19 protein-coding genes and 2 tRNA genes are annotated in these 21,804 nt (G+C 39.5%); 8 read left to right on the top strand and 13 right to left on the bottom strand.

Annotation, left to right across the window (positions count from 1 at the left end; translation table 11 throughout):
• Window positions 1–83: 83 nt before the first annotated feature.
• The gene (locus M0M83_RS03015) at window positions 84–1,643 is read left to right on the top strand and encodes a BCCT family transporter (protein WP_248467583.1); all 1,560 of its coding nucleotides are present in this window, start codon (window positions 84–86) and stop codon (window positions 1,641–1,643) included.
• A gap of 87 nt (window positions 1,644–1,730) precedes the next feature.
• Here M0M83_RS03015 and rimI read toward each other — a convergent pair whose 3' ends face one another.
• Together rimI and M0M83_RS03005 are read right to left on the bottom strand one after the other, a co-directional pair.
• Complete coding sequence (gene rimI, locus M0M83_RS03010) at window positions 1,731–2,183, bottom strand: ribosomal protein S18-alanine N-acetyltransferase (protein WP_125891864.1); 453 nt, start codon at window positions 2,181–2,183, stop codon at window positions 1,731–1,733.
• Entirely contained in the window at window positions 2,152–2,562 is a 411-nt protein-coding gene (locus M0M83_RS03005; RefSeq protein ID WP_125891863.1) for a DNA polymerase III subunit psi, read from the bottom strand. The genes rimI and M0M83_RS03005 overlap by 32 nt, the downstream gene beginning before the upstream one ends.
• A gap of 134 nt (window positions 2,563–2,696) precedes the next feature.
• Between M0M83_RS03005 and rsmC the strand changes: the two genes are divergently transcribed.
• From rsmC to M0M83_RS02990, 3 genes are all read left to right on the top strand, one after another.
• A complete protein-coding gene (gene rsmC, locus M0M83_RS03000) occupies window positions 2,697–3,710 on the top strand; it encodes a 16S rRNA (guanine(1207)-N(2))-methyltransferase RsmC (RefSeq protein WP_248467581.1) in 1,014 nt (337 codons plus the stop codon).
• Window positions 3,711–3,903: 193 nt separating this feature from the next.
• Window positions 3,904–3,989: transfer RNA gene (locus tag M0M83_RS02995), tRNA-Leu, on the top strand.
• 49 nt (window positions 3,990–4,038) lie between these two features.
• Window positions 4,039–4,124: transfer RNA gene (locus tag M0M83_RS02990), tRNA-Leu, on the top strand.
• Window positions 4,125–4,310: 186 nt separating this feature from the next.
• Here the strand turns inward: M0M83_RS02990 and M0M83_RS02985 are convergent.
• From M0M83_RS02985 to M0M83_RS02960, 6 genes are all read right to left on the bottom strand, one after another.
• Window positions 4,311–4,565, bottom strand: coding sequence for a DUF1435 family protein (locus M0M83_RS02985; RefSeq protein ID WP_125891861.1), 255 nt, complete (start codon window positions 4,563–4,565; stop codon window positions 4,311–4,313).
• Between the two features lie 118 nt (window positions 4,566–4,683).
• A complete protein-coding gene (locus M0M83_RS02980) occupies window positions 4,684–5,211 on the bottom strand; it encodes a GNAT family N-acetyltransferase (RefSeq protein WP_213913002.1) in 528 nt (175 codons plus the stop codon).
• A 205-nt stretch (window positions 5,212–5,416) separates the two neighbouring features.
• Complete coding sequence (phoA, locus tag M0M83_RS02975) at window positions 5,417–6,856, bottom strand: alkaline phosphatase (RefSeq protein WP_213913003.1); 1,440 nt, start codon at window positions 6,854–6,856, stop codon at window positions 5,417–5,419.
• A 181-nt stretch (window positions 6,857–7,037) separates the two neighbouring features.
• The gene (locus M0M83_RS02970; RefSeq protein WP_248467580.1) at window positions 7,038–8,606 is read right to left on the bottom strand and encodes an alpha/beta hydrolase-fold protein; all 1,569 of its coding nucleotides are present in this window, start codon (window positions 8,604–8,606) and stop codon (window positions 7,038–7,040) included.
• 58 nt (window positions 8,607–8,664) lie between these two features.
• On the bottom strand, window positions 8,665–9,279 hold the full coding sequence (locus M0M83_RS02965) for a DUF3156 family protein (protein WP_248467578.1): 615 nt from the start codon (window positions 9,277–9,279) through the stop codon (window positions 8,665–8,667).
• Window positions 9,254–10,744 carry an APC family permease gene (locus M0M83_RS02960; protein WP_125891857.1) on the bottom strand — a complete coding sequence of 497 codons (1,491 nt, stop codon included), beginning with the start codon at window positions 10,742–10,744 and terminating at the stop codon, window positions 9,254–9,256. Before M0M83_RS02960 ends, M0M83_RS02965 begins: the two co-directional genes overlap by 26 nt.
• Window positions 10,745–11,142: 398 nt before the next feature.
• Here M0M83_RS02960 and M0M83_RS02955 point away from each other — a divergent pair, with 398 nt between their 5' ends.
• Window positions 11,143–11,802, top strand: a complete 660-nt coding sequence (locus tag M0M83_RS02955) for a helix-turn-helix transcriptional regulator (protein ID WP_213913004.1) — start codon at window positions 11,143–11,145, stop codon at window positions 11,800–11,802.
• Window positions 11,803–11,878: 76 nt separating this feature from the next.
• Here M0M83_RS02955 and M0M83_RS02950 read toward each other — a convergent pair whose 3' ends face one another.
• From M0M83_RS02950 to M0M83_RS02935, 4 genes are all read right to left on the bottom strand, one after another.
• Entirely contained in the window at window positions 11,879–13,372 is a 1,494-nt protein-coding gene (locus M0M83_RS02950; protein ID WP_213913005.1) for an aldehyde dehydrogenase family protein, read from the bottom strand.
• Window positions 13,373–13,400: 28 nt separating this feature from the next.
• Complete coding sequence (locus M0M83_RS02945) at window positions 13,401–13,769, bottom strand: cupin domain-containing protein (protein ID WP_094962713.1); 369 nt, start codon at window positions 13,767–13,769, stop codon at window positions 13,401–13,403.
• A 49-nt stretch (window positions 13,770–13,818) separates the two neighbouring features.
• On the bottom strand, window positions 13,819–15,123 hold the full coding sequence (locus M0M83_RS02940) for an NAD(P)/FAD-dependent oxidoreductase (protein ID WP_213913006.1): 1,305 nt from the start codon (window positions 15,121–15,123) through the stop codon (window positions 13,819–13,821).
• Between the two features lie 323 nt (window positions 15,124–15,446).
• Complete coding sequence (locus M0M83_RS02935) at window positions 15,447–16,190, bottom strand: helix-turn-helix transcriptional regulator (RefSeq protein WP_125891854.1); 744 nt, start codon at window positions 16,188–16,190, stop codon at window positions 15,447–15,449.
• Window positions 16,191–16,455: 265 nt separating this feature from the next.
• Between M0M83_RS02935 and M0M83_RS02930 the strand changes: the two genes are divergently transcribed.
• Complete coding sequence (locus M0M83_RS02930; protein ID WP_213913007.1) at window positions 16,456–17,400, top strand: nucleoside hydrolase; 945 nt, start codon at window positions 16,456–16,458, stop codon at window positions 17,398–17,400.
• A gap of 44 nt (window positions 17,401–17,444) precedes the next feature.
• On the opposite strand, the gene M0M83_RS02925 is transcribed toward M0M83_RS02930, so the two are convergent.
• Entirely contained in the window at window positions 17,445–18,431 is a 987-nt protein-coding gene (locus tag M0M83_RS02925; RefSeq protein WP_248467576.1) for a glycosyltransferase, read from the bottom strand.
• 318 nt (window positions 18,432–18,749) lie between these two features.
• Between M0M83_RS02925 and M0M83_RS02920 the strand changes: the two genes are divergently transcribed.
• Both M0M83_RS02920 and narX read left to right on the top strand, forming a co-directional pair.
• Window positions 18,750–19,664, top strand: coding sequence for a DUF808 domain-containing protein (locus M0M83_RS02920; protein WP_125891851.1), 915 nt, complete (start codon window positions 18,750–18,752; stop codon window positions 19,662–19,664).
• A 372-nt stretch (window positions 19,665–20,036) separates the two neighbouring features.
• The gene (gene narX, locus M0M83_RS02915) at window positions 20,037–21,794 is read left to right on the top strand and encodes a nitrate/nitrite two-component system sensor histidine kinase NarX (protein ID WP_125891850.1); all 1,758 of its coding nucleotides are present in this window, start codon (window positions 20,037–20,039) and stop codon (window positions 21,792–21,794) included.
• Window positions 21,795–21,804: the final 10 nt, after the last annotated feature.

Raw genomic sequence — 21,804 nt, 5'->3', positions numbered from 1 at the left:
AAGTACCCTTGAAAACAAAACGAGTATTCCCTGCAAGCCAACTCTCATAAAACAAAAAATAAGTGAGCAACTGGAGAAGAGGTATGATGAATCACAAAAAATCCGTATTTTACGTGTCGCTAGCCTTTAGTCTGGCGTTAATCAGTTTTGGTGCATTTATTCCTGATAAACTGGAAGCATTTTCACATTCCGCCTTAAGTTTTATCTATAACAATCTAGGTTGGTTTATCCTAGGTTCCGTTTTTATCTTTTTCAGCTTCTGTATGTTTCTCGGTTTTTCCAAATTTGGTCATATTCGCCTTGGTGATGACGATGACAAACCGGAATACAGCACGGTCACCTGGATTGCGATGTTATTCAGTGCCTCGATTGGGATCAGCTTGATGTTTTGGGGGGTGGCAGAGCCAGTTTCCTATTATATCAGCCCACCTGTTGGTCAAGGCTTAACAGAACAGTCTGCCAAAGCAGCGATGCAATATGTCTATCTGCACTGGGGGGTTTCCGCATGGGCATGTTATGCACTCGTCGGTGTGGCTTTAGGCTATTTCCAATTTAGAAAAAAGCTACCATCCTCACTCAGCTCGGTTTTTTATCCCTTAATCGGGGATCGGATTTACGGCTCTGTCGGGAAGTGGATCAATATATTGGTGATGTTATCTGTCGTCATTGGTATCGCCACATCATTAGGCTTCGGTACACTACAAGTTAACAGTGGTATGAATTACTTATGGGGACTGCCTATTAGTATTTATGTACAAGTTGGATTGATCGCAATAATTACCGTTGTTTATGTTGCTTCGACGATCTCTGGATTACAAGGGGCGATAAAGTACCTATCAAACTTAAATATCATACTTGCCCTAGGATTGATGGCATTTATATTTTTATCTGGCCCAACCCAAACTATCTTAAAAGTGTTATTCCAAGGTATTGGTGATTACGTCCAAAATTTTGTCAGTATGTCATTTCGCACTGAGCCCTATAATGACGGTACTTGGATTGCTAACTGGACACTGTTTTACTTTGGCTGGTGGATTGCATGGGCACCATTAGTGGGTAGCTTTGTAGCGCGTATATCAAAAGGAAGAACAATTAAAGAATTTATGATTGGCGCAGTGTTTATCCCTGTATTAAGTGCTTTTACTTGGTTTGCGGTAATGGGTGGATCAGCAATCCATATTATTCAAAATCTCGGCCAAACAGCACTAGCCGATGCTGTAAAAACGGATGTAACATCCGCATTATTTAAGTTCTTAGACTATTTCCCTGCATCAACATTTATTAGTGTCTTGGCGATTGTTTTGGTGCTGATTTTCTTTATCACATCAGCTAACTCAGCGGTATTTGTGCTGGGAATGGTCAGCGAAAATGGCAACCCAAATCCTTCTCATGTCACGAAAACCATTTGGGGAGTTATTATTGCGGCAATCGCGATTGTGCTAATTATGACTGGTGGATTATCCGGTTTGCAATCCGCACTGGTCGCCATGGCAGTACCACTATCCATCATGATGCTCATTATGTGTTATTCCACATATAAAGGGCTCAATGAAGAAGTTAACGCAGAAGCTGCGGAAAAAAAAGCGTTAAAAGATAATATCAAAATAATGAATAAACCTATTCTTCCTGAAATTGAAAAATAGTCGTCCATAAAAACACAAAACCCCAATATGTTATGACGCATATTGGGGTTTTAACTATATTAGTAATAAATTATTTGTTACTTAAATTTATTCATCAGAAAATAGCGTCAAAGCAAGAACTAAAGCATCTTCTCTACCTTTTTTAGCTGGATAGTAATCTTTACGTACCGTCACTTGGTGAAAACCCAGCTTATCATATAGATGCAAAGCAGATGCATTTGATTCCCTAACCTCTAGCCATAACGTGAGAATGCCTTTCTTTACGAGTTCTTCAATGAGCTGTTCTAACAACAAGCGGCCATAGCCTTTCCCTTGGTAATCAGGGTGTATGGCAATATTAAATAAGGTCGCTTCATCAAGAACATACTGTGTTATTGCATAACCAACAATTTGATTATTAACAGATATTTTTATGTTATGGTACTTTTCCCCTTGGTTCCCATAAAAAACACGCTCAGTCCATGGAAAATCATGGCTCAATTTCTCAATTAAGTACGCAGTCGCGAGATCAGATTGCTTTAGTGTTGAAATTTTCATCATATTGATAAATTTGTTTCCATAGTGCCTGTTTAGCGCTACAGCTTGTACTTAGCTCAGACAAAACAGGTGAAGTAAATATGATTTTTGAACCTTCAGGCTGAATTTCATCACCTAATACCCAACATGGTGTTATTATTGGTGTTGGGATTAAACCTAATTGCTCTGAATTTACACAAACCACATCATCCTGTGCAATATTCATGGAAAGAAAAATATCTTTTAGCAATTGGCTATTTAAATCAAGGTTCTCATCAGTAATAATAATAAGCTTAGTCGACGCTGGGATCCTCACACCACGCTCACCACGTAACACGGCAGGATTTCTCACCATCCATTGAGTGATCCCCAGTTGTTCTAAAAGCCTGTCACGTCGTGTCATTTGATTTTCCAGTCGCAATTTTACAACCACATCTTATCAAAGGGGATCAATAGCGCCAACAGAGCAATGCTATTTCTCTTATCTTTGGTAAGATGTCATCGGTTTTTTTTATTATTTTAGGAGATTGACAGAATATGTCATTACTGACACCTGCCAGCGAAGTTATTCAACGCCATCTCGAACATTTTACAGATCGTCATGTCATTTTGGCCGGTGACATTCAGGATGAGCTCGCTGCAACCTTAGAAGCGGCTAGTGTTCGTGTCATCACCAACCAGTATCACCACTGGCAGCGTTTACAGCCGTTAATGGGTGATATGGCGTTATTCTCTGCCACTACGCCCGCGGAATTTATCCAGCCTTGCGATACCCTCATTTATTTTTGGCAAAAAAACAAGCAAGAAGCCTGTTTCCAGCTCGATGACCTTTGTACTCATCTTGCTGCGGGTAGCCAAATTTTTATCGTCGGTGAGAATCGCAGTGGTGTTAAAAGCGCCGAATCCATTATGGAAGGGATCGCTAGCTTACAAAAAATTGACTCAGCACGCCGCTGTGCCTTGTACTATGGTGAATTAGAACAACCGACAACCTTTGATATTGCTCGCTGGTGGCGTCATTATCAGATTGATAATGTTAGAATTAACGCACTGCCAGGGGTATTTAGCCATAATGAGCTTGATATCGGTAGTGACCTACTATTATCAACATTAACCGATCCAATGAGTGGTGATCTGCTTGATCTCGCTTGCGGTAACGGGGTGATTGCCGCGGTGATCGGCTCACAAAATCCAGAGATCAAACTTACCTTAAGTGATGTCAGTGCGTCTGCACTAGATTCCGCAGCATCCACTCTTGAAGCCAATAAACTGACTGGTAAAGTCATCGCTAGTGACGCCTACTCAGATATTAACGATAAGTTTGATTGGATTATTTCTAACCCACCATTCCATGATGGCCTAAACACCAGTTATCGAGCGGTTGAAAATATGATTTATCAAGCCCCTAAATACCTGAAAAAAGGGGGCCGCTTGCGGATCGTCGCGAATGCTTTCTTACCGTATCCTGATTTACTCGATAAAGCATTTGGTAGCCATGAAGTACTCGCCAAAACGGGGAAATTTAAGGTTTACCAAGCAGTTAAACGCTAATTCACTTATCCAAATTAGACTAAAATACAATTTTTCGTCCTGCTCAATGGCCAGTGACCCATCACCGGCCATTTTTTCATCAATCAAAAAATACTTCATAAAAAAATTATTGACGTTCGTCGAAATTAGCCTAAAATCCGCACCACATTATTGCTGGTGAAAGGCATTGATGGCCAAAGTTTAGTTAGGTATTGCGAGGGTGGCGGAATTGGTAGACGCGCTAGCTTCAGGTGTTAGTGTCCTATGGACGTGGGGGTTCAAGTCCCCCCTTTCGCACCACTAAAACTTTGTACAAACCACAATAATGTAGTATTGACGAGACAGTATTGCGAGGGTGGCGGAATTGGTAGACGCGCTAGCTTCAGGTGTTAGTGTCCTTCGGACGTGGGGGTTCAAGTCCCCCCTTTCGCACCACTGGTCAGTCATTTTATAATATCCTGCCCATTCGGCCTTTCCTGTACTACTAATGCTGTCTTATTTGCCTATTTACTATAAAACAATAGTAAATCATTTAAATAAACCGCTATATTGAATACCTTTAATTATCAATATCTTTCGATACCACTTTCTTCTGTTCTATTTAATTATTAAATTATAAAGCTACCTTTGTAGTACAAAGGCCATCAGAAAACATGCGAGCGAAATCACAGCGGGGATAATCAATAAGCGGCGAGAACCACGGTTGAACAACATCCCTGCGGTTGCGACCATCATGACAATCATAATGATTTTTATATTATCCAAGCCCATATTATTGAGTACGTAAGCAATGCTCAACAATATCACAGCAAAGACACCCCAAAGGCCAGCGCCTATACGCTTTAAACCTGTGGTTTTTGATATGCTAGTTGGCATAGTGATCTCACCCTTAAATGATAATGATTATCAATCATATCTAGTTTTTAGTAAATTTCAATGCTTTTTTATTCCACCCTCCTATAAATTAACACTTATTTTACAAAATAAAAACTCACTAAAATAGATAAATAAAGTGAATATCTTCAGGCTCTAATGCAAATAATTCAGGGTCAGGTTGTGCAATTAAAGTACAGCCTAGATGTTGATAAAAATGCACGGTATTTTCTGAAGGCGTCGCAGAAATATATAAGCCTTTTGCCCCTTTTTGTATCGCCATTTCAACACAGTGTTGGAATAACATTCCTGCCAAACCTTCTCCACGGTACGCGTGGCTCACATGCAAAAAAGATAATTGCAATAAATCTTTTTGCTCTCCCCGCCACACATTATCTAAACTTGCAGCAGCAATTAACTTGCCCAGCTCAAAAACCCCAAGAAATACCGCACCTTGGTCATAACTTTCCAACAAATGGGGGGTATAGGCTTCAGGCTCACCTTCTGGCCAACCTTTCATATCAAACCGTTGTTTGGATAGCACCAACTCGCCATTTTGATATAGATAAAGGTTTTCAATTAATTCAGTGCGGTCGATAGACCAAACAGATGGAATTTCCTCTCGTTGCAGTTCGCGAACTTCTCTCATTATGTCACTCTCATTATTTGTGCCTATGAATAAGCACATTTATTGTTATCTAATAAATCATTTTTCAAGATAACGAATAAAAAAAGAAGTGCAAATATTTAATAATTTGATTGAGGAATGGTTGAAAGATAAGGAGAAAAATAGCCATAAATAAAAAAATCCCCCGCAACATCCTATCGCGGAGAATTTTTACTACAGGGTTGGTTTATTGCTTCAATCCCATTGCATCGCGCATGGTAAAGAACAAATCAGTTTGGTCAGTTAGACCCATTACGTTTGCCGCATGTGGGCCATAAGCCGCCACACGTAACTGAGCACCAGTGTGCTCTTGAGAATCATCTTCTTCAGAGTTACCGTAATTCACGACCATCACGGAGCCGTCTTTCGTAATCAACGCTTGCGTTAAGCCCGTTGATTTTGTGCCTTCTGGTATAATTTGGCTTGAATGTGAATGGTCAGCAGTCACGATAACTAATGTATCACCATGCTTTTTAGCGAAATCTAAGCCGACTTGTACCGCTTGGTCGAGAGCAACTGTTTCACCAATTTGGCCACATGGGTTTGCTTTATGATCTTGCTTATCGATAGAAGCGCTTTCCACCTGTAAGAAGAAACCATTTGGATTGACTTCTAACAGCTCAATCGCTTTTTTCGTCATTTGAGCTAATGTTGGTGCATTCGGGTCTAACTTAGCATTCGGTTTACATTCTAACGGCGCATTGTTGATATTACCGTAATGAACCGCTTTCGGGCCTTCCCATGCAACAGTCATGTTGCCATCATGGAATAAGCCCAGGACAGGTTTATCTTGATTTGCAACTGTAATGCTATCTAATGACTTCGCATCACGTACAATATTGTACCCACGCTCAATTGCCTGTTGTTCCAACGTTTTACCTTTGTAGTCACCCGCCTTTGCTTCTTGCTTGAAGCTCTTAGCACCACCACCAAGGGTGACATCAGGGCGAGTTACCAACAGTTGCTCTGAAATTGAACCACGACCGCCATTTTCTAGCGCGTTAGCCGCACATTTTTCTGTTGTTTCCTCAGGGCCATAACATTTACGCGCACTGACATGCGAAAACTGTGCAGCAGGTGTTGCATCTTGGATCTCGGAAGTCGTGACGTTCCCCGTCGCTTTACCATTACGTTTAGCTATCTCAATTAATGTTTCATGGTCGTTACCAAATACATCAATCCCCAATGCGCCATTGTAGGTTTTCACACCGGAAGACCACGCCGTGGCAGATGCGGCAGAGTCAGTCACATAGTCAGGTTTTTGTGTTTTTTTATCTAACGCATAATGGGTATATTGGCCAGTGATTGGCAGGGCATCAATACCTTTAAAGAACCCTGAAGCGCCTTCTGCATAGTTACGAGCAACGGTTATCTCAGAGTCACCCATACCATCACCAATAAATAGGATCACATTTTTGGCTTGGCCATTGTGAAGTGCTGCTTTCATGATATCAGTTTGTTCTGTCGCTAAACGACGCGCACCACCAAATTTGGTGATGTCGCCTTGCGCGGCACGATTTTCTGACACTGCATCATTTTTATCAGCTGCATAGGCAGGGACTGTACTCCCTAAAATTAAAGTACTTACCGTGACAGCTAAAAGGGATTTCATAAAATTACCAGTCATAACTGTTTCCTTGCCAATCAATAATGAAAAGAGAAAATGTGTATTTCAAATAATGACAGGCATGCTAAAGGAGCCAGATGACAGTTGAATGACGCTTTTATGGCGAAATGAAGACGTTTGTCATAAATGTGAAAAAGCAGCTAAATATCAGCTGCTTTTTGTGAATTAGCGTTATGGCGATTTACCATTGTGATACAAGTTGATTTGTTCCCTCATAAAGTGTTTCACACCAAGAAACGTAGTCGTGCCCACTAGGGAGCTCAATGGCATCAACTTGATAATTTTTATGTTTTAAAACATCGAATAACCGATAGTGGTTTTGAATAATTCCCCCCCAACTACCGCGTTGTTCGAATAAGCCAGCCTCAAGGAAAAAACGGATCGGTTGCGTTGGCATGATTTCGATTTCACGGATCAACCACTCAGGGTCTTTATCTTTTGGAGCCCACCAATAAGATCCTGACATACTAATAACATTACCAAAAATTTCAGGATGCTGTAACGCATTCCATGTCGCCCCAAGCCCTCCATAACTGGAACCTGCAATAATCGTATGGCTTGCTGGTGCTTGAATTCCCATTTTCGCTAATTCAGGCATGAGTTCATCCGCCAGCAACTGAGGAAACGCATCATTAGGAGGAAGTTCATCGCCACGGCGCGCTGAATTGATGCTATCGACAAACACAATATTCATCGCTGGGAAACTCCCCTGCGCCATCCACTTATCAAAGAATTTATCCATTTGATAGTTTTGCAAGTAAATTTGCCCATCCAATAGCACCAATAACCCAGGGATTTCCATTGGTATATTAGGCCGATAAACCGTTATTTTTCTTTCATTTTTTAGCACTTCACTCGTTAACACAAATGTTTCTAAACGGCCTTTAACCTGCCAGTTTGCTACATCAGAGAAATGACATTGGCGTATATTCGGTACCAATGATAACAATGAAAAACGGTTATATTTATCTATGCTCAGAGAAGGAATAACGTGTGAATTATAGGGATCAGACTGCGCAGTGACTAAAATCGCCTTACGTTGAGCAAAACCGCCTTCAGGCACTGAAGGAATATCCGGTGCAATTTTATATTGCGATAACGTATCATTAGGAATGATAAAAGAGCGATACCAAATATCCGTTCCCGCCAAGTGAGCCATTCTTTCGTGATTACCAGATGGTGCCCCTAGAATATAAGCATTTGCTTTCGCGCCACGCCAAAGGAATGTCACCCGTTTTTGTCTATTTGAAAAATCTTCAACCAATGGCGTGCCTTGCGCGGTGACAGCTTGCCAAAATGCGCTTGTATCCCCTTTTTGGTAATGTTCATCAAGTAAACTTTGTAGCTTGGGGCTAACGGGTTCATTCTCCTTTTTAATGACTAAAGGCTGGTATGGGCTAACATCAAACTTTAATTGCCAAGGTTTACCCGGCTCACCATTCAATGCAAGATAATAAACCCCATTTTTTGATACGACATAATCCGCACTATGGGGTTCTTGTACTGAGCCATACTCTTGCAATGCACGCACTGGCTGTTTATTGGAATTCAATAACAGGACCTTGGAAAGGCCTTCACCACGTTGTTTTATAAAATCTTGCTGTGATACTTCAAAAGATAAGCAACTATGACCCTCACTATCATGCACCCCTTCAGCAAAGGAAAGCTCAGATAAACGCGTGCAGTCAGTGTGTGTTGCCATTACCGTAGAAGAAAACAACATACAACCTAAAAGAGGCAAAGATTTCACATCGAATTCCAATGAGTCAATTGATAATAATTATTACTATCAAAAAACTCTTTTAAACTCAATGGCTCACAGCACGTTTTTCCATCAGTTGGTTAATTAACTGCAGCGCACTCAATAAATAATAGCGTTGTTTTTGTACTAATCTCAAATAACGGCGAGTCGCAGGAATACGACTTACCATTTCTGATGCGGTGTAAGGCTCAATTTCACAGCGCCAACGACCGTGGCTAAACGCTATCTCGCAATGATTAAATTCCAGCTCTTCTAATGTTTGTCTAATAATGGGGTATTCATTCAGCCATTCAATAACCTTCTGCCCATCCATTTGTTTTGAGGCGAAATGGATATGTTTTTTCTTTATACTTCCACGGGTTTTTACTTCAATTTTTGCATTGATATTATCTGCACATTGGCCTGACACCGCAAAACGGCTATACACAATAAAAGCGAGAAACAACTTTCTTGGCCGCTCTGTCACCTCAATGGTTAATTCAGGTTGAGGTTGTACAAGGAGCACTCCAGGTGCTCCCCACTCACATGGATAAGGTGCCATGTCCTTTTCAACGCAGTTAAGTGTTAATCCTACTTGATATCCGGCAGGCAAACGTTGCTGAGTCAGCTTACCGAGCCTTGTCCGCAAAGACGGTTTAGGCGAGGTGACGTAATGGCTCAAGTTGGCCTCCTTCCATTTCTTCATCAGCAAAGGAATTTGATAAAACGGATTCAACATCTACAGGTTTAAATGGGTTAACTTTCTGTACGAACACAGTCCAAATTAATGCATATCCTGCTGTTAAACCTAACATAATGGCAAAGGGAATATAGACATCCGACTTATTCATACCCGGTGGTGTAATGTACACAATCGCTAAAATAATCCCGACACTCGAAATAATTTGCGGTATAGGAAAAAAAGGCGAACGATAGGCACGATGTAAGTCAGGACGGCGGATACGTAATAAAACCACTGAAATGGTCACCAGCAAGTAAGCCGTCCCCCAAGAACACACCGCCGCCAATACCAAAGGAATGATACGGTCAAGGTCGCCTTGAATAGCATAAGCATGCAAACACGGGATCATCACGGCCACTAAAATGCCGAATACAGGGGTTTTGAAGCGTGGATGTAAATAAGCAAAGATGCGTGGTAATGCCCCATCAAGCGCCATTCCATAGAGAATACGGGGAACCGCTGCCATGAGTGTATTGATGGTCGCCCCACCCGCGAGTAATAGCGCAATACCTATCCAGTATTTACCAAACTCGCCCATAACAATTTCGGCAAATGCAGGGATTGCCATCGGGGTTTCCAATAAACGTGTGCCTGTCTGCGGGTCAACCACCACATTTTCCACTTGGTTCGCTAGCGCTGCACCGAATAACACCATACAGAGCGCGACACAGAATAGGCCCGTTGTCATTGCGCGAGGGATCACCTTAGCGGAATTTTTAATTTCAGGCGCCATTGGCGTGACTAACTCGCACCCAACAAACATGAACATCGCCATACCCACAAAGCTGAGAATCAATGTTGGGTCGGTATTGAGTGGCTGCCCAAACCAGCCTTCCATATCGACATGAAACGGCAACATCAAACCGCTCACACTAAAAATCACTAATGTTGACCACATGGCAAATGTCAGTACCACCTCAACCTTACCAAAGGCTTCAATACCAAATGCATTTAAGATACCAAACGTGACAACCAGCCCAACACCGACCATCCAAGATGAATTACTGGTCTCTAGAACTGTATTGAGATGCTCAAAGTTAACGAGCGCCATGATCCCTGAAAGAATGGTCTCGGCAGTTCCTGCAAACACATGCACAATCAAATAAGCCGAAAGCGCGCCAGTTATCGCCCAAAAACGCCCCATTCCACACGATATATAGTCATATACCGATCCTGAGGTTGGTAGAATAGCCGCAGCCTCCGAAAACGTGGTGAGCTGAGCTTGCATCATAATAAAGCTGAATAACACCGCTAGGGCGAATGTATCGCCACCAATACCGAATCCACTCGTAACAGTTAAAATAACAGGGCTGGCCATAATCAAGCCGGCAGAACTTGCCAGTGTGGTCGGAAAGCCAACTTTCCCTTTTTCTAAATGTGTCGACAATTTTGAGGATAAATTCATTTTACATCCCTCTCACTCTCTACCCAGCCATGAATGTGAATGTTTTGTAAATACCAAGTAACTGCATAGTCACTATAGAAATAACCCTAAGAAGGCTGCTATCGTTCTAAAGAACGATACCCAGAGGGAGGGGGAAATAAAATACAACTCGCGAAAAGTACCCACACACTGAGAGAAAAGAAAAATAATTAATGTAATATCAACATGTAGCGAATAACCAGCTCATTAATATATTAACAAATAACACTCTAAAGATACCAAAAAGCCACTAATCAATATTTGCGTCGTCTTTATCCATTTTAAATACTGTTATCAACCTCACGTTATTAATATGTTTATTTTATGTTAAACGCATTAAGGAGCATGATAATATTTCAATTAGTACACAAGGGAATATGATGACTTCACCATTATTCGAGCCTCATCAACAAACATTAATTGATTGCTGCCTAAATACTATTGCACATATTATTCCAGTTTCTGCTTTGGTGTATTACCTCGTGAATGATCATTGCCAGCCAGGTAACTATGTTCTTCATGGGATCCCGGCCAAAATGCATGAAGAGTATCTGGCTTACTTTCATCAATTTGATCCCTTGCACCCTGAGCATTTTCGCAGTGATGACTTACGCTTAGTGAGAATGGATCCTGAAATACGCCAGCAAAATCAGGCTTTTTTCCATGATTTTATGCAGCCGAATGACATAACTGATATGGCAGAAATATTTATTCGTCGTAAAAATAAAATTATTGCGGGGATTTCGGTGCTGCGAGACAGCCCATTTAGCCAGCAAGAAATCATGCGATTAAATGCTATCTTGCCTGTCGCTGAACTAATGACATTCGATGTACTCCCCGATTCGTTAGTGGCTTATACCCCTAAAGAACAAGAGATTATCCACTTAGTACGAGAAGGCGCGAGCAACAAGCGAATTGCATTATTACTGGGGGTTTCGCTATCAACAGTAAAAACTCACTTACGTAATATTTTCACTAAAGCGAATGTAACTAACCGAACCGAACTTGTTTCATCAGGGTTTATCATTCACCACGAATAAGCAACGGTAGCTATAAAATACAAAAAACCCGGCACGATGGCCGGGAAATGTGGATTAATTAAATATAAATCGAACACTAATAACGCACCATGACAGATTTTAACTCTGTGTAATACTCAATAAAGGCACTACCAAATTCACGACCAATACCGGATGACTTAACGCCACCAAATGGCACGGCGGGGTCAAGGAAAGTATGCATATTCACCCATACCGTTCCCGCTTCAATGCGCGAAATCATACGCATTGCTTTACTGAGATCATTTGTCCATAGACTCGCCGCTAAACCAAACGGAGTACTATTCATCATCTCAATAAGTTCTTCTTCATCATCGTAGCCCAAGAAAGTCCCTATTGGCCCAAAAGTTTCTTCTTTCATCAATACATCATCTGGGCTATTAGCACGAATGATGGTCGGAGGCACAAAGTACCCAGCGCCTGCAACTGGCTGGCCACCATAAATAATTTCACTGCCATCTAGGCGAGCTTTTTCAAACAAATCTAAGATTTTTTCATAATGCGCTTTATTGGCCAACGGCCCCATCTCGGTTGTTTCATCTAATGGAGAACCCACTTTCATCGCAGACAAACGTGTTTTGAGTTGCGCTAATACTTCATCCATTAATTTAGAGGGAATATAGAACCGTTCAGCAGCTGCGCAAATTTGCCCTTGATTTAGATATCCCGCTTCAATAATCCCATTAACAATTTTTTCAACCGGGAGGTCAGCTAAGAATGCAGCGCCGTTTTTCCCACCAAGTTCAAGTGTGACTCGGGTTAATTTACCTTCCATCGCTGAGCGCCCTACCGCCAGCCCAGTCGGTACAGACCCCGTAAATGTCACTTTAGAACAAAGTGGATGATGGATCAGTGCAGGCCCAACCTCACGACCACCACCATTCACGATATTAATGACACCGTCAGGGATCCCTGCCTCTTTTGCTAATTCCACCACTCTGAGCATGGTTAGTGGCGTAAATTCACTTGGTTTCAACACAATCGTACAACCGCATGTTAAAGCCGCGGCTAATTTCCAAATGGAAATCATGATAGAAAAGTTCCAAGGAATGATACCAGCGACAACACCAACAGGTTCACGCTGGGTAAATGCAGAATATTTCTCACCATTAAAAGAAGGCAATGAAACATTCAACGTTTCTCCGCTGATTTTTGTCGCCCAGCCAGCAAAATAACGTAAAAATTGCGCAGATGACCCCACTTCAAGAAAACGAGATAACTGAATAGTTTTCCCCGAACATAGCGTCTCTAGCTGAGCTAATTCTTCAAGGTGTTTTTCGAGTAGGTCAGCAAGGCGGTTTAAGCAATTCCCTCTTTCCATTGGTGTGGTATTTGCCCAAACCCCTTTAAATGCGGTATGAGCCGCATCCATTGCGGCATCCACTTCCGCTAAAGTCCCTTCTTTTACTTTTGCGATAACCTGTTCAGTGGCAGGGTTAACAACATCAAAAAAAGTATCGCCCTTGCCAGAAACCGGTAACCCATTGATAAAATGGCCGTGCTGGCGCTTCAAAAACTCACTGACTTCTGGTAATAGGGTTAACTCACTCATTGTTATCACTCCACTCAATAGAAACTAATTAGGCATTTACACAAGCTAGGTAATGTTTTACGAAGCGTGGTGCATCAATTTCCCATAAAACTTCGGTACCTTTCGCAGCAAACCATGTATCACCTTTATGGTATTCAACCGTCACACCGGTTTTCACATCCGTTAACTTCACCGAACCTTCATGGACTGTCGCCATTTCATCAAATGGATACACCATTTTGAACTTACCTTTAGTGCAAGCAAAAATACCACAGGTTAGATTATCCGTTGGTTCACCGTGGATCATCGCAACACTCGCTTGAGGATCGCCTTCAACAACCACAGAGCCTAAATTTGTCACGCTACCAATATTTAATAGTTCTGGCAGTGGTTTGTTTAACAATAATGGACTGATCATAATTTTTACCTTTAATCGATTTAAATAAACTAGTTAGGTGGATAACGAATTAGCGACGACCTTGCCAATAACCGGATGTCTGATGCATTATTTTTGCCAGTGAAACAATTATATTACGCATGCTATCTTTACCGATAATATTGGCGTGAGGAATGGAACTCATTAAATCATAACGATGAGAACCTTCTACCATCCCCTCTGCAAGGACTTTGCACACAATTTGGCTAGGCGTAACACCGAAACCTGAATAGCCCTGTGCATAAAACACATTTTTATGTTGTGGTAATGAGCCAATTTGTGGAAATAAATTTGCGCTACATGCCATTGGTCCACCCCAAGCTAATTCAATTTTGACATCTTTGAGGTAAGGAAAGACTTTTAGCATTAAGTTACGATTCCATGCTTTAAGGTCAGATGGAATGTATTCAAGAAAATGAGTGGAACTGCCAAATAATAGGCGATTCTCATTCGTCACCCGGTAGTAATCTATTACAGGACGAATATCACTATAAGCACCACGGATTGGGCTAATTTGCTTGATTAATTCATCAGGCAGCTCTTCCGTCATTAATTGATATGCGTAAGTATTAATCGTTTTAGGGTAAATCGTCGGCTCAAGGCCATTTAAAAATGAATCGCAAGCCCACAGCATTTTCTGTGCTTTAACAGTTCCCATCGCAGTTCTAACTTTGATGGTATTACCATACTCCACATTTAATACTTGGCTATTTTCAAATATTTTAGCGCCATATATTTCACTAATCGCTTTCGCTTCACCTAATAATAAGTTCAATGAATGAACATGCCCGCCACCCATGTGTTTGATCCCACAGGTATAAGCATCAGAACCAATAATCTGTTTTAGTTCTGAACCACTGTAAAATTCAATTTCCTCATCAGGATCAACTGATTTGAAGTCTTTTAACCAGCTACGTAAGGTCTTTTCTTGGCGCTTATTACTTCCTAAGTATGCGTAGCCACGGCAAAAGTCTGCATCAATATCATATTTAGCGATACGGTCACGCATGATCCCCGCGCCCATATTGCTGAGTTTAAAAATCGTTTCTAAACCCTCTGGCCCGACATATTTTTTAATTGCATCGATGTCATGGCCAATGCCTGCCATGACTTGCCCGCCATTACGCCCTGAACCACCGTAACCAAGATACCGCCCTTCCAAAATAGCGATATTAGTGATCCCTTTCTCACACAACTCTAGTGCGGTATGGATCCCAGAAAACCCACCACCAATAATCACCACATCAACATCAAGATCTTCCTTTAGCGTCGGAAAACGTAAGTCATACTTCTTAGTTGCAGCATAGTAAGTTAATGATTCTACTTGGTTATTCATTATGGATACCCTATTTAGTATCTTTGGATAACTCGATTATCTTAACCTTGCATTAACAATTACATATCCCTTTAGGGACATTCGAAACATAAAGTTAACAACTGTTAGCCAAGTAGAATATTTAAATAATAACAAAATTTACAATAAAATATAAAAAACATTAAAAATCAATAGATTGAAAAATCATTCTTATATTAACAATCGTATTTATTAATTTTAGTTCACTAAAACTATTTAGACAAAATCAAAAGAAATAACATAGTAACAAAAAAGAAAACGCCCACAAAACCTTATTAAATCAATATATTATTGATTAATTGCATTTAACTTAGCCTATTCATTAATAAGTTAAACAATTCAACCTGTGAGTTAATACTCAATTTTTGATAGATATTCTTACGGTGATTTTTCACTGTCCCTAAACTAATGAAAAGTGCCTGTGCTATTTGTGGTGAACCTTTACCCGCTAGGATTAACTCGACAACTTCACACTCTCTCGGTGTTAGCCCAAATCGTGTTTGCATGTCTGTATTTTGGTGGTAATTCGACACCGAAGAAGGAGAAACATCTTTATGAAGTTTGACCATACTACGAATGATATCGAAAGCATCTTTAAGTGGTGCCTGCATATATTTTTCCGAGAAAAAAGGTCTATTTTCATTACCAAAAAAAATACCTAATTGGCTATCATCTGAAATATCTAATAGCAACCCAGCCTCATCACACCACCCTGTTTTACGATAAAAATTGAGATAATAATCTGTATGATAAAATCCTTTAGGCGCGAGTTCTTTTAGTGTTAACACTTTGGAAGCCCCCCCTCTTTGGATTTCTTGGTAGAATGGGTCCATTAAATAAGCACCTCGTTGATAGATTCTGTTAATACTATCGCTATTACGGCGCTCTACTTTGGAAAGAAATCGGGGAGGAGATCCTTTTTCAAAGGAGTAAACAATCGCATTATCAAATGCAATAAGTGAAGACAACCATGATAATAAATTAGGGTAAAACTGATTAGTTGCAACAGAATCAATAACATCAGGTAATCTTTCTAGATAGTTCTCCATTCTGCCTCCTCAATCATTAACTTGTTAATAAAAACCATCTAGGCGGTTTCATTTATATTGCTTAAAATTACATAAAGAACACATTATCTTTATAAACTCAACACGATTGTTATTAATATGTTAATCACATCACTCCTCGTTAGTTACCCTGATGAATAATTTCATTACATTAACATTCATAAAAATAGAACTTACATCACATAAAAATAAATTTATCCCTATATTATGTTAATTAAAGGAGAATAATTTAAGAAAAGGATAAATAATGTCTAAAAATAAAATTATTATCGATTGTGACCCTGGCCATGATGATGCAATGGCAATTTTCTTAGCATTAGGCAATTCAAATATAGAATTACTTGCAGTAACGACTGTCGTCGGAAACCAAACTTTAGATAAAGTCACCCATAATGCACGCGCAATTATAGAATTCGCGAGTATAAATAATATCCCTATCGCTGCGGGTTGCGCTCGACCACTTGTGAGAACAATTCAAACTGCTCCAGAAGTTCATGGGACAACAGGCCTTGACGGCACTCACCTCCCCGAACCCAAACTACCTATTGATCCACGCCATGCTGTTGACTTAATTATTGATACGCTCAAGTCACACCCCCCTAAAACGGTGACTCTCGTACCGATTGGAGGGCTTACAAATATTGCTTTGGCAGTAAGAAAAGCACCTGAAATTGTAGAGTTAGTCAAAGAAGTGGTATTAATGGGAGGAGGCTACCATACCGGTAATCGCACTGCAGTCGCTGAATTTAATATCCTTATAGACCCTGAGGCGGCTCATATTGTGTTTAATGAAACTTGGCCTATCACTATGATTGGACTAGATCTTACACATCAAGCAAGGCCAGACGACCAAATAATGGAAACAATTGCCGCGTTAAGCACACCTGTAAGTGATTTTGTTGTTGAATCCCTAAATTACTACACTGCAGGTTACCGCAGACGTAATGGCTATACCGACCATGCTCCTGTTCACGATCTATGTGCCGTTGCTTATGTTATCGACCCATCCATAATGGAAACGATTAAAGCTCCGATTGATATCGAACTGCAAGGCGCTTTAACAACGGGTATGACGGTGACTGACTTCCGCCACCCCGCTAAACCAGAATGCCATACACAAGTCGCTACAAAGTTAAATAACCCTTTGTTATGGGACATGTTCATTGCTTCTCTAAAGCAATTAGAAAAATAGAAACAAAAAAGGTAGCCTATAAAAATAGCTACCTTTTCAGTAAATTATGATTTGATAATTTCTTTTAGCTTCGTATAGCGCCTAATTAATCGCCATTTTAATTTTACTGTTGTTGCATGTGCCCACACTATTTGCCAATAACCCTTATCAAAAAATAGTTGTACCATTTCCTTCTGTACATCTGGTGATTTGATAGCTAATAGCGCTTGAATCACCCCTAAGCCTTCTTTTCCTACCTGCCATAGACAAGCCGGTGCTTGTTTTACTTGCTCAGGATACCGCTGGTAAATATTTAACAGCATATCAATAATCTTCAGATAGGTTTTTATCTTGCGGACTGCGCGTTCATCACCACTCAATGAGTGTGAAACAGATTGGTTATGGATTAAATATCGGTAGTATTGTTCATTAATAAATTGTACGCGGTTCGCCACGAGTAACACTTCAGTCGTCCAAGGAATGTCTTGGTGATGTAATTTGGGCTCAAAGAAAAAATTGTGTTGGCGCAACATGTCTAAACGATATAAATTCAACCAAGTTACATGCAAAAACTTGCGTGAACTTAAGCCAGTTTCAAGCCACTCAGGGCCTGAAATCACCCCAGTTGATGGAACTTTATTCGGCGGAAAAATTGCTTTTGGTGCATCACCATTAGTGTAAACATAAGTCCCATTACAGGTTGCAACATCGAGGTCATTTGATAGTGCGATTTCTAATAAACGCCCGTACATTTGCGGACTAATTTCATCATCAATATCAGGGAATGTAATGTATTTTCCAGTAGCCTCAACCATCCCCGTATTACGAGCGACTGAAACCCCTTGATTCTCTTGGTAAAGCACTTTCAAATGTGCAAATTTATCCGCATAAGACTTAATGATGTCTTCACTTTTATCTTTAGAGCCATCATTAACAACAATCAATTCCCAATTTTCTAACTTTTGAGCGATTAAGCTATCAAAAAACTGAGGTAAAAATTTTTCACCATTATATACAGCAACGACAATACTCAAAACTGGCTGAGAAGACATGTATTAACCCTATACCAATCCATTAAAAATTATTCATAAAACAAATAATTAAACCAAATAAATAAAAAAAATATAAAATAAAATAGTAGATAACTGTATGTTACTTTACTAAAATTAATAATTTAGAAACTAAAAAAACATATTGGTTCCATTGTCATAAAAATTTAATAATTCAAAATTCAGGTTTATCAACAGCAATGACATTATCTTATTGGAATCATCTTATTTGTAAGTATGGTTTATATTGTAATGAACTAATTATCCATTAATTGGCCTAATAAACATTAATGACACCTTAAAAATATTGAGGATATTCTTGTGGCTGGAAGTAGCTTACTCACATTACTTGATGATATTGCCGCTGTACTAGACGATGTTTCCGTCATGACAAAAATGGCCGCCAAAAAAACCTCTGGAGTTTTAGGTGATGACCTCGCACTAAACGCCCAGCAAGTTACTGGTGTTCGCGCGGATAGAGAAATTCCCGTTGTTTGGGCTGTTGCTAAAGGGTCATTTATCAATAAATTAATACTCGTGCCCTTAGCATTGCTAATTAGTGCATTTATTCCTTGGGCTATCACACCACTGCTCATGATTGGTGGGGCCTACCTTTGCTTTGAAGGCGCAGAAAAAATTACTCATAAGCTATTCTTTACTAACGTAGAAGGCTCTATCCCCCAAAACCAACTTGAATTATCAGCAGAACAGCTGAAAGAGTTTGAAAGTAAAAAAATCAAAGGGGCGATTCGTACTGATTTTGTTTTATCAGCTGAAATTATTGCCATCACATTAGGCATAGTTTCCACTACCACTTTTATTAACCAAGTCGCTGTACTCTCAATCATTGCTCTTGTGATGACTATCGGTGTATATGGCTTAGTTGCAGGTATTGTAAAATTAGATGACTTAGGCTTTTATTTACAAAAGAAAACGTCTTCTTTATTAAAGAAACTCGGTAATACCTTAATTTATTCAACACCTTATCTGATGAAAACATTATCTGTTGTTGGAACAGCCGCGATGTTTATGGTCGGTGGTGGTATTCTAACGCATGGTATTAGCTATATTTCAGAGTGGATTACAGAAATATCGTTTACTGCGACCTTAACACCGATCATTGGTAGTACTATGCAGTTTATCCTACCAACTATAATTAATTTATTTTTTGGGCTAGTAACAGGTCTAATCCTTGTTGCGATAATCTCACTATTCAAAAAATTAAAAAAAGTTTAAAACAAAAAGGTAGTTCTATCCATTAGGGCTGCCCTTCTTTCTATCATTGATATGATTATCAAAAATACTTTCGATATGTATTATTCTATACACTGACTTACTTCGATATTTAAACTGATCTAAATCAAAAGAAACTCATCTTTAATTTACGCTATAATACGTAAATTCATTCACGGTAAAATAAAATTTAATCTTATATATCAATATATAACACGATAAAACTCAACGAAGAATTTTATTTTCTATTTACTATTTTGTTATAAATCCCCAAATATACTACCAAAGTAGTATATTTAATATTCAACCCTTTATGAACAATACGAGAAATATGCATTTTAAGTTCACTAGTACGACTCTTTAAGGAAGTGACACATGCCCACGTTGTATCGTCGATTTTCAATCATTAACCAAGTGATCGGTCTAATGCTACTTATTGCGATCTTAGGAATTATTGGGATGACGATTTCCAATCGAATGATTATAAGTGTGCAAGGTAATGCCCATGCAATAAATAAATCAGGTTCACTGCGAATGCAGAGCTACAGGTTACTTTCTCTCGTTCCTTTAAATACTCAAAATCAGCGTTATCTCGATGCATTAGAATCTGACCTCATCAGCCCTGAACTGACTCAAGTTGTAAAAATCGAAAATTTAACGCCGCAATTTGATGAGCTTTACAATTATTGGTTACATGTCTTAAAGCCTTCATTAATAAAAGCAAATACCCCTAATGATGCAAGATACGAAGTTATATCATTTGTCAGTAAACTTGATGAATTAGTTCATAATATTGATGAAAAAACGGAAAGTAAGATTGCTTATGTTGCTATGACACAACTGATTTTTATCAGTTTAGTATTCTTATTACTCGCTGGAACCATCTGGCACCTGCGCAGAAAAATTTATTATCCATGGGTTAAATTATTATCAATGGTCAATGCAATTGGACGAAAAGATTTTAGCCAACGCTACCCTAAAAATAATAGGCAAGATGAATTAAATGCGCTCGGAGAAACACTTAACCAAATGTCGGATGAATTAGCATTAAGTTATCATCAGCTTGAAGAAAGGGTTGCTGAGAAAACTGCAGACTTAATCACAAAAAATAAAGTGTTATCATATTTATATCAATCAAGCCAAATCCTTCATTCATCAGATCCTCTCTACTTGCGATTACAAAAAGTCCTTATTGAACTAGAAAATATTACCATACTCAAAAATCTCAGTTTACGGTTGTATGAAGAAAGCAACGAAACATATTTTCACGAAATATGCTGCCATTCAACCGGGTTATCTGAAGTGAATACAACGCAACTAGAACAACAAGCTTCAATCGAAAAACCGCTCAGTTTACAGTGGGATTTATCAGACAATATGCATCGTTATGGCATTATTATTGGAGAGATTGAAGATAACCAAATACTTTCAGATGAGCAAAACAGTCTCGTTTCTGTTTTAGCTAAACAAATCTCTGGTATGCTAGCCATGGAGCACCAGATAGAACAACAGCAACAGTTACTTATCATGGATGAACGTTCTGCAATTGCACGCGAACTTCATGACTCTATTGCTCAATCTTTATCCTGTCTGAAAATGCAAATTAGCTATCTGCAATTACAGCCAGAACCATTACCAGAAAAACCTCAACAGCTGTTAACAGAAATGCGTAGCGAGATTAATACCGCATATAGCCAGTTAAGAGAATTATTAACCACATTTAGGCTTAAATTAATGGAGCCTGGCTTACTTCCCTCATTAGAAAGTACCATTAGTGAATTTAGTGAACGTGTAGGATATACAATAGACTTAAATTACGATCTACCCGCGAAAAGTATTTCACCGCATCAATCTATTCATATAATACAAATAGTCCGAGAGGCATTAACTAATATTTTAAAACACGCTAATGCAAAATGGGCTGAGGTTTCATTAAACCAGTATAATGGTATTGTTACAATTACAGTGACTGACGATGGTTCAGGGATCACGTCAAATACTGATAAACTTAACCATTATGGGCTTATTATTATGAGAGAAAGAGCATTAAGCCTTAATGGAAATTGTTGTATTACACCTAGGCCTCAAGGTGGAACAGAGGTAAAAGTTACCTTCCCTTTATCTGACGCTTAACATACCGGAA

The sequence above is a fragment of the Providencia rettgeri genome, assembly GCF_023205015.1.
Lineage (GTDB): Bacteria > Pseudomonadota > Gammaproteobacteria > Enterobacterales > Enterobacteriaceae > Providencia > Providencia rettgeri_E.
This window is presented reverse-complemented; position numbering and strand designations above follow the sequence as displayed.